The sequence below is a fragment of the Sphingomonas sp. P2_B6 genome, from assembly GCF_056404755.1.
This window is the reverse complement of the sequence record NZ_JBFUDK010000002.1, coordinates 388788-402472: the sequence shown is the minus strand read 5'-3', so window position 1 is coordinate 402472 and position 13685 is coordinate 388788. Positions and strand designations below refer to the sequence as shown.

Genomic DNA, 13685 nt, shown 5'->3' with positions numbered 1-13685 from the left:
AAACATGCCTTGAAAACACATGCTCGTGTCGTGGTGATCGGTGGTGGCGTCGTCGGGGTATCGACGCTGTATCACCTGGCGAAGCTGGGCTGGTCCGACGTCATGCTGATCGAGCGCAAGGAACTGACTTCGGGGTCGACCTGGCACGCCGCAGGGCTGCTGCCGCTGTTCAACCTGAGCTATTCGGTCGGCAAGATGCACCAATATTCGGTCGGCTTCTATCCGACGCTTGAGGCCGAGACGGGGCTCAATGTCGGCTTCTCCAACGTGTCGAACATCCGCCTTGCCTGCACCCCGGACCGGCTCGACGAATATCTCTATTATGCCGGGGTCGCGCGCACGATCGGCGTCGATGTCGACATGCTCACGCCGGACGACGTGAAGGCGTTGTGGCCGCTGGCCGATATGACCGGCGTGATCGCGGCGATCCGCCACCCCGCCGACGGCTATATCCAGCCCGCTGACCTCACCCAGGCGCTGGCCAAGGGCGCGCGCCAGCTTGGCGCGGAGATCAACCGCAACACCGTGGTGACCGCGATCGCGCAACAGCCGGACGGCTCATGGCTGGTCTCGACCGACCAGGGCGATGTCCTGTGCGAGCATGTCGTCTCCGCGAGCGGCAATTTCGCGCGCGGGACCGGCGCCATGGTGGGGCTCGACATTCCGGTGATCCCGGTCGAGCATCAATATCTGGTCACCGAGCAGCATCCCGCGATCATGGAACGCAAGCGGGCCGGCCTTCCCGAGATGGGCGTGCTGCGGGAATCCGACGCCAGCTATTATATGCGCGAGGAAGCGGGCGGCCTTCTCCTCGGCCCTTATGAGGTCGGTGCACCGGTCTGCTATCCCGACGGACCTTCGGCCGAGTCCGAATATGAATTGTTCCCGGAGGATCTGGAGCGGCTCGAGCCGCATATCCTGGCAGCGATCGCCCGCGTGCCGGCCTTTGGTGAGGTCGGCGTCAAGCGCGTCTATAATGGCGCGATCGCCTATACCCCGGACGGCAGCCCGATCGTCGGCCCGGCGCCGGGGCTCAGGAATTTTTGGCTGAACGAAGGCCATAGCTTCGGCATCACCGCGGCGGGCGGGGCAGGGTGGCAGCTCGCGCACTGGATCGTCGACGGCGAGCCGACGATCGACATGATGGGCGTCGATCCGCGTCGCTTCGGCGATTATGCCGGCAAGGGTTATCTCACCGCCAAGAATGAGGAGGCCTATGCCAAGGTCTTCACCGTACATTATCCGGACGAGGAGCGCGAGGGCGCGCGCGGCCTGCGCCGCACGCCCTGCTATGACCGGATGAAGGAAAAGGGCGCGGTGTTCGGGACCGTTTTCGGATGGGAGCGGCCGAACTGGTTCGCGCCCCCCGGCTATGAGCTGAGCGCGGATGACCTGGTCCGGCCCGACGTCCTGCTCAACCGCAACTATCCGGTGCCGCAAGGCGATGCGCCGATCCGCGAACAATGGTCGTTCCGCCGCTCGAACTACTTCGAGCATGTCGGGAATGAATGCCGCCATGTCACTGAAAAGGCGGGGCTGCTCGACATGAGCGCCTTCGCGAAATGCGAGATTTCCGGGCCCGGCGCGGAAGCATGGCTCGACGGGTTGCTGACGAACGCGGCGCCGAAAAAGATCGGGCGCGTCACCTTGTCGTACCTGCTGACCGCGCGGGGCGGGGTGCGCAGCGAGTTCACCGTCTACAAACAGGGGCCGCAGCGTTTCTACCTGGTGTCGGCCGGGGCCTATGAGAAACACGATCATGACTATCTGAAAAAGGCGATGCCGCGGGACGGCTCGGTCGCGTTCGAGCGGCTGACGACGGCAATGGGGGTGCTCGTCCTGGCTGGCCCCAGGTCTCGCGAGATCCTGGCCAAGGTGACCGGGACCGACCTGTCGAGCGCCGCCTTCCCCTGGCTCACGGGCAAGACCATCAGCATCGGGGTAGCGCCGGTCGAGGCGCTGCGCGTGAATTTCGTCGGCGAATTGGGCTGGGAGATTCACCACCCGATCGAGATGCAGAACTACATCTTCGACCTGCTGTTCGAGGCGGGCGGGGACGATCTCAGGCCATTCGGCATTCGCGCGATGGATTCGATGCGGCTGGAGAAGGGCTACAAGCTGATCCCGCGCGAGCTTTCGGTCGAATATTCAGCCTATGAGAGTGGCCTGGCGCGTTTCATCGGCACTAGGAAGCCGGACTTTTTCGGTCGGACGGCGCTGTTGGCACGGCGCGACGCCGGGGAGGCGAACGCGCTCGTCACGCTGGAGGTGCACGGCGTGACCGATGCGGACGCGCGCGGCGCGGAACCGATCCTTGTCGGCGACGAACTGGTCGGGCGCGCCACGTCGGGCGGCTATGGCTGGCGGACGGGCAAGTCGCTGGCGCTGGCGATGGTCAGGCCGGATCTCGCCGAGGCGGGCAGGGACCTGGACATCGTCATCCTGGGCAAACGCCACCGCGCCACCGTGATCGCGGATTCGCCGTTCGATCCCGAGAATGACCGGCTGAGGAGCTGATCCTCATGTCCGGCTATGAGAATATCGCATCGCTGCTCGAACAGGATCGCCCCGGCTATACCTTGCCGCAGCAACTCTATGTCGGGCGCGAGGCGTTCGAGTTCGACATGCAGGTGATGCTGAAATCGGTGTGGCTCTACGCCTGCACCGTCGCGCATGTGAAAAAGCCCGGCGACTATTACCTGTTCGACCTCGCCAACAACTCGATCATCATCGTTCGCGGCCGCGACGGCGAAGTTCGCGCCTTTTACAACAGCTGTCGTCATCGCGGCGCGCGCATCTGCTCGGCGCCGTCGGGCAGCGCGCCGCGGCTGATGTGTCCCTATCATATGTGGACCTATGGTCTCGACGGCCGGCTTCTCGCCGCGCGCGACATGCCCGAGGATTTCGACAAGCAGCTGTTCGGCCTGACGCCGGTGGCGCTCGAAAATATCGGCGGCCTGATCTTCCTCTGCCTCAGCGATACCCCCCCGCCGATCGACCGGGTCAAGGCGGATATCGCGGCGCAGATCGGCATGTACGATCTCGAGCATTGCAAGGTGGCGGTCCAGGACGATCTGATCGAGGACGCCAACTGGAAGCTCGTGATGGAGAATAATCGCGAATGCTATCACTGCGACGGCAACCATCCCGAACTGACCTCGTGCCTTGGATCGAGCGGTTTCGGAAAGGGCCTGCCGGAAGACGCGGTTCTGGACGCCGACGACCTTGCCTCGCAGGCGCGGATCGCGGCCGAGCGCGAGGAGTGGCGGCAACTCGGCATCTATCACGACCTGATCGAGTTTCCCGGCGACTGGTGGCACCGCGTCGCCCGGTTGCCGCTCGCCAATGGGGCAGTGAGCCAGACGGTCGACGGGAAGATCGCCAGCACGAAGCTGCTCGGCCCGTTCACGGAGCCGAATACCTCGAGCCTTTCGGTCTGGACTCAGCCCAATAGCTGGCACCATTTCTGCTGCGATCATGTCGTCACCTTCTCGTTGACGCCGCTTGCGCCCGACAAGACGCTGCTGCGGACCAGCTGGCTGGTGCGGGAGGATGCGGAGGAAGGCGTGGATTACGACCCGGCCAATCTGACCGCGGTCTGGCGCGCGACCAATCGCCAGGACAGCCATCTCTGTGCGATCAACCATCTCGGGATCATGACCGATGGCTATCGCCAGGGCCCTTATTCGCGCGAAGAGAAGCTGGTGGGCAATTTCAAGAGCTTTTATCTCGATCGCGCGCGCGCCGCGCTGGAGGCAAGGGGCGCGTGATCCGGTATAATGTCGCGACGCTGGTCGCCAAGGCGATCGGCCATCACAAGAGCTGGCCGGTGCAGTTTCCGGACGCCGCGCCGAAACCCGCTTATGATGCCGTGATCGTAGGCGCCGGCGGGCATGGCCTGGGCGCTGCCTATTATCTGGCGAAGAAGCACGGCATCACCAATGTCGCGGTGATCGAGAAGGGCTGGCTGGGTGGCGGCAATACCGGCCGGAACACCACGATCATCCGCTCCAATTACCTCTATGACGAGAGCGCGCATCTCTACGACCATGCGGTCAAGCTGTGGGACGGGCTGTCCGCCGAGCTCAATTACAACGTCATGTATTCGAAGCGTGGCGTGATGATGCTCGCCCACAACGTCCATGACGTGCAGAGTTTCAAGCGGCACATTCATTCGAACCGGCTGAACGGCGTCGACAATGAATGGCTCACGCCGGAACAGGCGCAAGCCTATTGCCCGCCGCTGTCGATCGATCCGGGCGCGCGGCACCCGGTGCTCGGCGCGGCCCTGCAGCGGCGCGGCGGCACCGCCCGGCACGATTCCGTTGCCTGGGGCTATGCCCGGGCGGCCTCGGCGCTCGGGGTCGATATCATCCAGAATTGCGCCGTCACCGGCATCCGGCGCGGCGCCGACGGGGCGGTCGAGGGCGTGGAGACCGAGCGCGGTTTCATTGCCACGAAAAAGATCGGCGTGTCGGCCGCCGGCAACAGCTCGGTGGTGATGGAGATGGCGGGGTTGCGCTTCCCGCTCGAGAGCTTCCCGCTCCAGGCGCTGGTATCCGAACCGGTTAAGCCCTTTTTCCCCTGCGTCGTCATGTCCAACACGGTGCACGCCTATATGAGCCAGTCGGACAAGGGCGAGCTGGTGATCGGTGCCGGCACGGATGCCTATGTCAGCTATTCGCAGCGCGGCGCGATGCACATCGTCGAGCACACGCTGGCGGCGATCTGCGAGATATTCCCGGTCGTCCGGCGCATGCAGATGCTGCGCAACTGGGGCGGGATCGTCGATGTGACGCCCGATCGATCGCCGATCCTAGGCAAGACTCCGGTGAAGGGTCTGTACGTCAATTGCGGCTGGGGCACGGGCGGCTTCAAGGCGACTCCGGGCGCGGCGGACCTGCTCGCCTGGACGATCGCGAAGGATGAACCGCACCCGATCAATGCGCCTTTCAACCTCGAGCGCTTCCGGTCCGGGCAGCTGATCGACGAAGCGGCCGCCGCCGCGGTGGCGCACTGAGATGCTGCTGATCCACTGCCCCTATTGCGACGAACGCCGGCCCGAGATCGAGTTCGGCTATGCCGGAGAGGCGCATATTGCCCGGCCGGCCCAGCCCGACACGCTGAACGATGCCGAATGGGAGGGTTACCTGTTCCAGCGCACCAACGCGCGCGGCCGGCATTTCGAGCGCTGGCGCCATATCCATGGCTGCGGCCGCTTCTTCAACGCGGTGCGCGACACGGTGAACGACCATTTCGAGCAGACCTATAAGGCCGGCCTGCCGCGCCTTGGCGAGGCCGATGCCTGGACCGGCGAGACCGGGGGAATCACGTGAGCGGGTTCCGCGTCGAGGATCGCGGCCGGATCGACCCCGCCCGGACGCTGACCTTCCAGTTCGACGGCAAGCCGATGACCGGGCTGGCGGGCGACACGCTCGCCTCCGCGCTGSTCGCCAATGGCGTGCATCTSGTCGGCCGSTCGTTCAAATATCATCGCCCCCGCGGCATTCTCGGGGCGGGGGTCGAGGAGCCGAACGCCCTGGTCGGGATCGATCGCGGGGCGGGGCGCTACACGCCCAATCTGCGCGCGACGACGGTCGAGCTGCATGACGGCCTGGTCGCGGAAAGCCAGAATCGCTGGCCGTCGCTGGGCTTCGATCTGGGCGCGATCAACAATGTCTTCTCGCCGCTGTTCCCGGCCGGCTTCTACAACAAGACCTTCATGTGGCCGCGCTCCTTCTGGGAGAAGCTCTACGAGCCGGCGATCCGGCGCATGGCGGGGCTGGGCGCGGCGCCGACCACAGTCGATGCGGATCGTTATGCCGCCACCAATGATTTCGTCGACCTGCTGATCGTCGGCGCTGGGCGGGCCGGGCTGGAAGCCGCGCTCGATGCGATCGGCAATGGTGAGCGCGTGATGATCCTGGACGAGCAGGCCGAGTTGGGCGGCAAGCTGCTGGCCGAACCGGGTCGCGCGGCCTGGCTCGCCGACGCACTTGCCCGTCTCGGCGCGGCGCCCAACCTGACCTGCCTGTCGCGCACCACCGCGATCGGCCTCTATCATGACGGTTTCGTCGGCGCGGTCGAGCGGCTGGCCGACCATCTGCCGGCGGGCGCGGCGAAGGGCCCACGCGAGCGGTTGCACCGCATCCGCGCCGGGCGGATCCTGTTAGCGACCGGCGCGATCGAGCGGCCGCTCGTCTTTGCCGACAATGATCGCCCCGGCATCATGCTGGCGAGCGCGGCGCGGACCTATCTCAACCGCTATGGCGTCGCGGTCGGGCGGCGGGTCGCGCTGATGGCGACGCATGACAGCGGCTACCAGGCGGCGTTCGATCTGGCAGAGGCCGGGGTGGGCATTGCCGCGATCGTCGATATTCGCCCCGAGATCGATCCGGCGCTCAAGGAGCGCGCAATCGACCTCGGTATCAAGATGATCCCGGGCTGTGCCGTGATCGGCACGCAAGGGGCGAAGCGGATCACCGGCGTGACGATTGCGCCGGTGGGCGGCCGGCAGACGCGAACAATCGCCTGTGACGCACTGCTGATGGCAGGCGGCTGGACGCCGACGGTGCATCTCTGGTCGCATGGCAAGGGCGCGCTGGCCTGGCGCGAGGAACTCGGCGCCTTCGTGCCCGACGGCGCGGTGGACCTGGTGACCTGTATCGGCAGCTGCTCGGGCGCGATCTCCGGCAGCGGCGTGAGCGTCGAGGCCTTGCCCGGTCCGCACGATCCGACCCACTTCAAGGCGTTCGTCGATTTCCAGAACGACGTCACAGCGCGCGATATCCGGCTAGCCGTGCGCGAGGGGTTCCGGTCGGTCGAGCATATCAAGCGCTACACCACCAACGGCATGGCGACCGACCAGGGCAAGACCAGCAACCTCAACGGGCTGCAGGTCGCGGCAGGCGCGCTCGACCGTACCGCGCCGCAGGTCGGCCTGACCACCTTTCGTCCGCCTTACACGCCGACCACCTTCGGGGCGCTGGCCGGCATGGCCAAGGACGCGCTGTTCCAGCCGGTCCGCAAGACCGCGATCGATGGCTGGGCGGAAGGGCAGGGCGCGGTGTTCGAGAATGTCGCCCAGTGGCGCCGCGCACGCTACTTTCCGCAGGCCGGCGAGGACATGCGCGCCGCGGTCGCGCGCGAGTGCCGCGCGGTGCGGGCGGGGGTGGGCATGTTCGATGCCTCCACGCTCGGCAAGATCGAGGTGGTCGGCCCCGATGCCGCCGAGTTCCTCAACCGCCTGTACACCAATCCGTGGAAGTCGCTGGCGCCGGGGCGCTGCCGCTACGGGCTGCTGCTGCGGGAAGACGGCTTCATCATGGACGATGGCGTTGCCGCGCGCCTGGCCGATGACCGCTTCCACGTCACCACCACCACGGGCGGTGCCGCCCGCGTGCTCAACATGATGGAGGATTATCTCCAGACTGAATGGCCCGACCTCGATGTCTGGCTCACCTCGACCACCGAGCACTATGCCGTGATCGCCCTGCAAGGGCCCCGTGCCCGCGACGTGATCGCGCCGTTCGTCGGCGGGATCGACCTGTCGCCCGAAGCGCTGCCGCATATGAGTGTTGCGGAGGGCACGATCTGCGGCGTGCTGACGCGCCTGTTCCGGGTGAGCTTCACGGGCGAACTCGGCTTCGAGGTGAATGTGCCTGCCGGCTTTGGCCGCGCCGTGTGGGACGCGTTGTACGAGGAAGGACAGAAGCACGGGATCGTGCCTTACGGCACCGAGACGATGCACGTGCTGCGCGCCGAAAAGGGCTATATCATCGTCGGCCAGGACACCGACGGCACGCTGACCCCGGACGATGCCGGGCTCGGCTGGGCCGTGGGCAGGAAAAAGCCCGATTTCGTCGGCCGCCGCTCGCTCGCGCGGCCCGATATCGTGGCGCCGGGGCGCAAGCAGTTCGTCGGCCTGCTGACGGAGGATCCGGCGCTGGTGCTGGAGGAAGGCGCGCAGATCGTGCCCGATCCCGCCGCGCCGATGCCGGTGCCGATGATCGGCCATGTCACCTCCTCCTACTGGAGCGAGGCGCTCGGCCGGTCGATCGCCTTGGCGGTAGTGGCCGACGGGCGCGCCCGGATCGGCGAGACCCTGTTCGTGCCGATGCCGGAGGGCGTGCACCGGGTGACGGTCGCGGACAGCGTCTTCTACGACCGCGAGGGAGTACGGCTGCGTGATTGAGGGGCTGGAACTCGCTTATCCCGTGCCGGTGGAGCCGGCGCGCCACCTGGGCGTGACGCTGTCGCTCGCGGCGCCGCTGGCGCGGTACAGTGTGCGGACGCGCGCGCCGGCCGGGCTGCCGGGCAAGGTAACGGCAAGTTCCGCGTTCGGCGGCGGGACTGCCCTGTGCCTTGGTCCGGACGAATGGCTGCTGCTCCTGCCCATGGGCGCGGCCGCGCCTGCGATCGAGGGCGTGCACGCGCTGACCGATATCGGCCATCGCAACCTCGGCCTCACCGTCGAAGGACCCATGGCGGAGGTGCTGCTCCTCACCGGCTGCGCGCTCGATCTTCAGCGGGCCTTTCCGACCGGCAAGGCCACCCGTACCTTGTTCGACGGCGTGGAAATCATTCTCTGGCGGACCGGCGAACAGTCCTTCCATCTCGAGGTGTGGCGCTCCTTCGCCGCCTATCTCTGGGAGGCGCTGGATCTCGCGGCGAGCGATTTCGCGCTTTAGCCCGACAGCGTTACGCCAGGGCTATCGGACACGCTCACTTCCCCGGCGAAGGCCGGGGTCCAGTTGGAAAGGTCATTATAAAGGAAACTCAACGCCTTATCACGATCGTCTCCCAACTGGACCCCGGCCTTCGCCGGGGAAGATCGCCCCCTCACGAACGCTCCGTGAGATTAATGCGCGTGGCTTAACCGGCGGGCGGCAGCGCGGTCGGCGCGCCGGTCTTCAGCAACACGCCGGTCAGTCCCGCGGCGCGGGCGGCGTGCAGGATCGCAGCGATCTGGTCGGCCGCATCGTCGTAAGCGAGGCCGTACGGCGGGCGGATGTTCGAGATGCAGTTGCGCGCGCTGTCGCGCAGCCCCGGTTGCGGCGCCCAGGTGATATAGGCGCCGACGCTGTCCGCCGCGCTCAGCCCGGGCCGCTCGCCGATCAATATCACCAGCATTTTCGCGCCGAGCGCGGCGCCGATCTCGTCGCCGAGCGCAACCCGGCCATGATGAGCGATCACGATTGGTGCGATGCGCCAGCCCGGCAGGCGCTCGATCAGCGTCTCCACGAGCGGGGCGGCATGTGTGAGCACGGCCGTGGCCGACAGGCCGTCCGCAATCACCACGGCAAGATCATGCTCGCCCGCGAGAAGCGCGTCGCGGTCTTCCGCATGGAGGCGGCGGCCGAGATCCGGTCGCCGCAGATAATCCGCGCGCGTCCCGGCCTGGCTGCGGACTTCAATCACCGGCCGTCCGGCGATGCTTTCGCCGAAGCTGCCCGGCGCCAGTTCCGCCTGCACCGCGTCGCGGGCACGGGCATGGGCGAGCTGGAAATCGAGCGATGCGCGCGTCGGCAGCGCCGTGCCGATCCGTCCGAGCCCGACACGCGCGGTGGTCGCGGCGCGCAGTCGCGACGGGAGATCGGCGGGGACGGGCGGCTCAGCCACGCAATCCCGCCAGGGCCGCGACGGATCGGCCGGGCAATAACGGCCGGCCGGTCTCGATCAGGCGGCCACGGTCGTCGGCCAGGCCGACCCGGCTCAGCCAGGTTTCGAATTCGGGCGCCGGCCTCAGGCCGAGTACATCGCGCGCATAGAGCACATCGTGGAAGCTGGTCGATTGATAGCCGAGCATGATGTCGTCCGCCCCCGGCACGCCCATCACGAAATTCACCCCCGCGACGCCGAGCATCGTCAGGATGGTATCCATGTCGTCCTGATCGGCCTCCGCATGGTTGGTGTAGCAGATGTCCAGTCCCATCGGCAGGCCCATGAGCTTGCCGCAGAAATGATCCTCCAGCGCGGCGCGCAGGATCTGCTTGCCGTCATAGAGATATTCCGGGCCGATAAAGCCGACGACCGAATTGACCAGCAGCGGCCGGAACGCGCGGGCGACGGCATAGGCGCGGCATTCCAGCGTCTGCTGGTCGACGCCGTGATGCGCATCGGACGACAGGCAGGAGCCCTGGCCGGTCTCGAAATACATCACGTCGCTGCCGATCGTGCCGCGCCCCAGGCCCAGGGTCGCGTCCTGCGCCTCGCGCAGCAGGGCCAGATCGATCCCGAAACCGCGATTGGCTTCCGCGGTCCCGGCAATCGACTGGAAGCAGAGATCGACCGGCGCCCCTCGGCGGACGAGCTCGATCGTGTTGGTCACATGAGTCAGCACGCAGCTTTGCGTCGGGATATCGAAACCCTCGCGGATTTCGTCGATCATCGCGAGCAACGTGCCCACCCGCTCGACATCGTCCCCGGCGGGGTTGATGCCGATCACGGCATCCCCCGCGCCGAGCAGTAGCCCGTCGAGGATCGAGGCGGCGATGCCGGTCGGGTCATCGGTCGGATGATTGGGCTGCAGGCGAACCGAAAGGCGACCGGGCAGGCCGATCGTATCGCGAAAGGCGGTGATGACCCGGATCCGGCGCGCCGCCGCGACCAGATCCTGGTTGCGCATCAGCTTCGAGACGGCGGCGGCCATTTCCGGCGTGACGCCGCGCGACACGGTCGAGATCGCCGCGTCGTCGGTGCCTTCGGCCAGCAGCCATTCGCGAAAGCCGCCGACCGTCAGATGCGCGATCGGCGCGAACGCCGTGCGATCGTGCGAGTCGATGATGAGGCGCGAGACCTCGTCGTCCTCATAGGGGATCGGCAGGTCGTCGAGAAAGACAGCGAGCGGCAGGTCCGCGAGCAGCCAGCGCGCGGCGACCCGTTGTTCCGCGCTTTCCGCGGCGATCCCGGCGAGCTGGTCGCCCGAGCGTGGCGGCGTCGCCGCGGCAAGGACCTGGGCGAGGCTCTGGAAATGGTAGCGGGTGCCGGCCAGATCGACTTCATAGGCTGGCATTAGAGGCCTCCGGACGATCGACGGTGGGATGACCGCGGGTCATCCCACCGCAACCGTATCAGAAGCCCTTCTTCACCGTAACGAAGAACTGGCGCGGTGCGCCGGCCAGCAGCGTCTGGTTGTCGCCGAGCGCGGTGAAGCCGTTCGACCCGATCGTCGCGATATATTTCTTGTCGGTCAGGTTGGTCACGTTGCCGGTGATCGAAACGCCGTGCAGCGCGCCATCGCCGCCGAAGCGATAGCCGATGCTGGCGTCCATCGTCAGCCGCGCCGGGACGAACTGGTCGTTGAGATAGGTGAAGTAGCGCTTGCTCATATAATCGGCGCCGACGCGGGCGGTGAAGCCATATTGATCATAGACGATCTCGCCCTTGAGCATGTGCTTCGGGCTGTCGACGACCGTCTTGCCGGCCGTCGCGGAGAGGACGACACCCTTCGAGTCCTTCACATCATCCTGATATTTTGAATCATTGTAGGAATAGCTGGCGAACAGGGACAGCGCCTGCATGAAGCGGTAATTCGCGGAAATTTCGCCGCCATAGGTATGGACGCTGCCGGCATTGTTCAGCGTGGGCGGATTACCGACGATGCCCGAACCGATGGAGAACGCCAGCAGGCGATCACTGAAGTTGACATAATAGCCGACGGCCGAAGCCTGCAGGCCGCCGGAGCGGAAGCGGATGCCTCCTTCGATCGTCTTGGAGGTTTCCGGCTTTAGCGTGTTCTTGATCGCGTCGAAGGTGACCTGCGTGCCGGAATAAGGCGCCGCGCCGCCCGAGGCGACGAAGGCGCGCATATTCTCGGTATAGCTGACGAAGAGCTCGGTGCTGGGCGTGGCATGATACAGGATGCTGGCCTGTGGCTGGAACCAGTCCTTCGCCTCGAGACGACCCGAGGCGAGCGTGCCGACGCGCAGGACGCCTTTGTTGACGACACGAACGCCCTTCCAGCCGCCATTCAGGACGAGGTCGTCCTCGAGTAGCTTGATCGTGTCCTCGACATGATATTGCACCGTCTCGGTGTCGTATTTGCCGTCCCATTGAATGAAGAAGGGGTTGCTCTGGTAATCGATCGCCGGGCGATTGGAGGTGGTGCCTGCGGTCATGCCGTAGAACCGGCGTGATGCGTTGAAGGTATTGCTCTCGTACCAGCCGCCAATTTCTAAGGTGTTGATGCCACTCTCATAGCTGACCGAGGTGAGCGCCCCGCCACGATGCATGCCGTATTCCGTGGTGCGGAACGAGATTGCGGCGGGGTTGGTGATCGGCGTGCCGTCCACATTTGGGGCGCCCAGAGGAGTCGCCGTATAAGGCGTGATCCAGGAGCCTTGGCCCTTGTTGACATGATAATAGCCGGTGGTCTTCATGGTTAGACCAGGGGCGAGATTCGCGTTGACCGTGACCCCGCCGAGATAGTCGCGGCGTAGGCCAGCTGCGTCATAATAAGCGTCGTCGACGGTGCCGAAACCGGCGGGAAAGGTGAAGCCGATGCCCGCATAGGGCGCCGTAAAGCCCACGGAAGAACCGTTATGGGCTGCCTGATAGGCGGCGAGCGCAGCTTGATTCTGATAGACCTGAGCCAGTTTCAGCGCAGTGCCATAATCATCGCTGATATTGTCGTCGTTGAGGCCGCGCCGCTTGATGATGTCCAGGCTGAGATCCTGATAGTCGTTTTCATGCCGGTCGGAAAAAGCGAAATAGGCCGAGATGTCGCCCAACGGCCCGAGATCGGCCATTAGCTTGGCGTTTACCTGCTGCTGGCGCTGTTCGCCGAACCCTTTCCACTTGTCGGTCTTGTAATAGGCATAGCTGACATAACCCTTGAACCGCTCGCCGATCAGCCCGGAATCGAGCCGGGCATAACCACGCCAGGTGTCGTCCGACCCATAGGTGCCCGAACCGGTTACGTTGGGTGTGTCCCTTGGGTTGTCGCTGTAGAACTGGATGGTGCCGCCGAGATTGCTGGTCGACGCGGTGCCCAGCGCGCCCGCGCCCTGAGCCACTTCGGTTCGGCTGATATTCTCCGAGATGATGGCGCGGCTGATGTGCAGCCCGTTGACGTTGCCATAGCTCATGTCGCCGAGCGGGATGTTGTCGAGCGTGAAGCCGAGCTGGTTCTGGTTGAAGCCGCGCAGCGAGATGCGCACCGCCCATTCGTAATTGCCGAAGGCGTCGGCCGACTGGAAGTTCACGCCGGGCAGCTTCTCGATGGCCTTGAGCGGGCTGGCGCCGGGCACGATCCGCTCGATATCGATGGCGCTGACGCTCTGCACCTGACGGCTCTGGCCGAAGCCGAGCACGACGATGTCGGGAGTGTCCTCGCTGGGCGCGGCCTGTGCCGCCGGCTCGGTCGCCTCCTGGGCGAAAGCTGCCTGGGGCAGGATGATCGCGCTCAGCATGGAGCCTGTAAGCAGCACAGTCTTCGAAAGGCGCATGTCACTTATCCCCTTATGGCCCGGATTGAAGTGCGAGGTCCGGCGATGGCGCGAAGTCTGTTGCTGCGTCGCAACAGAATCAAGCGAATTCGCCGCGCGCCGTCGCTTGATTGAAGCTGGTTTCAAGCTGTGGCGCGAAAGCAACAGATTTGGCCTATTACTAGGAGAATTATGCCATTTTGATGACAGCCCCGGGTCGTTCGATGCGCCGCCGCCGCAGCGCAACATCGAATCGCT

At 65.6% G+C, this 13685-nt stretch carries 9 protein-coding genes; 6 read left to right on the top strand and 3 right to left on the bottom strand.

All coding sequences use genetic code 11. The features are described 5' to 3' along the window. Positions 1-9: 9 nt before the first annotated feature. From AC1DX5_RS04360 to AC1DX5_RS04335, 6 genes are read left to right on the top strand one after another with little or no spacing between them, the layout of a single operon-like run. Positions 10-2517: a GcvT family protein gene (locus tag AC1DX5_RS04360; protein WP_478014327.1), complete on the top strand. Its 2508-nt coding sequence runs from the start codon at positions 10-12 to the stop codon at positions 2515-2517. A 5-nt stretch (positions 2518-2522) separates the two neighbouring features. Further along, on the top strand, positions 2523-3770 hold the full coding sequence (locus tag AC1DX5_RS04355; RefSeq protein WP_478014326.1) for an aromatic ring-hydroxylating oxygenase subunit alpha: 1248 nt from the start codon (positions 2523-2525) through the stop codon (positions 3768-3770). Next, positions 3767-5020: a sarcosine oxidase subunit beta family protein gene (locus tag AC1DX5_RS04350; protein WP_465176785.1), complete on the top strand. Its 1254-nt coding sequence runs from the start codon at positions 3767-3769 to the stop codon at positions 5018-5020. The genes AC1DX5_RS04355 and AC1DX5_RS04350 overlap by 4 nt, the downstream gene beginning before the upstream one ends. A 1-nt stretch (position 5021) precedes the next feature. Next, complete coding sequence (locus AC1DX5_RS04345) at positions 5022-5336, top strand: sarcosine oxidase subunit delta (protein WP_478014325.1); 315 nt, start codon at positions 5022-5024, stop codon at positions 5334-5336. Further along, complete coding sequence (locus AC1DX5_RS04340; RefSeq protein WP_478014324.1) at positions 5333-8194, top strand: 2Fe-2S iron-sulfur cluster-binding protein; 2862 nt, start codon at positions 5333-5335, stop codon at positions 8192-8194. The genes AC1DX5_RS04345 and AC1DX5_RS04340 overlap by 4 nt, the downstream gene beginning before the upstream one ends. Next, a complete protein-coding gene (locus AC1DX5_RS04335) occupies positions 8187-8690 on the top strand; it encodes a sarcosine oxidase subunit gamma (protein ID WP_465173458.1) in 504 nt (167 codons plus the stop codon). The genes AC1DX5_RS04340 and AC1DX5_RS04335 overlap by 8 nt, the downstream gene beginning before the upstream one ends. A gap of 184 nt (positions 8691-8874) precedes the next feature. Here the strand turns inward: AC1DX5_RS04335 and eutC are convergent, their stop codons facing one another. The 3 genes from eutC to AC1DX5_RS04320 are packed head-to-tail and all read right to left on the bottom strand — an operon-like array spanning position 8875 to position 13448. Further along, positions 8875-9621 carry an ethanolamine ammonia-lyase subunit EutC gene (gene eutC, locus AC1DX5_RS04330; RefSeq protein WP_478014323.1) on the bottom strand — a complete coding sequence of 249 codons (747 nt, stop codon included), beginning with the start codon at positions 9619-9621 and terminating at the stop codon, positions 8875-8877. Next, on the bottom strand, positions 9614-11014 hold the full coding sequence (locus AC1DX5_RS04325) for an ethanolamine ammonia-lyase subunit EutB (RefSeq protein WP_478014322.1): 1401 nt from the start codon (positions 11012-11014) through the stop codon (positions 9614-9616). Before AC1DX5_RS04325 ends, eutC begins: the two co-directional genes overlap by 8 nt. A gap of 58 nt (positions 11015-11072) precedes the next feature. Further along, the gene (locus AC1DX5_RS04320; protein WP_478014321.1) at positions 11073-13448 is read right to left on the bottom strand and encodes a TonB-dependent receptor; all 2376 of its coding nucleotides are present in this window, start codon (positions 13446-13448) and stop codon (positions 11073-11075) included. Between the last annotated feature and the right edge of the window lie 237 nt (positions 13449-13685).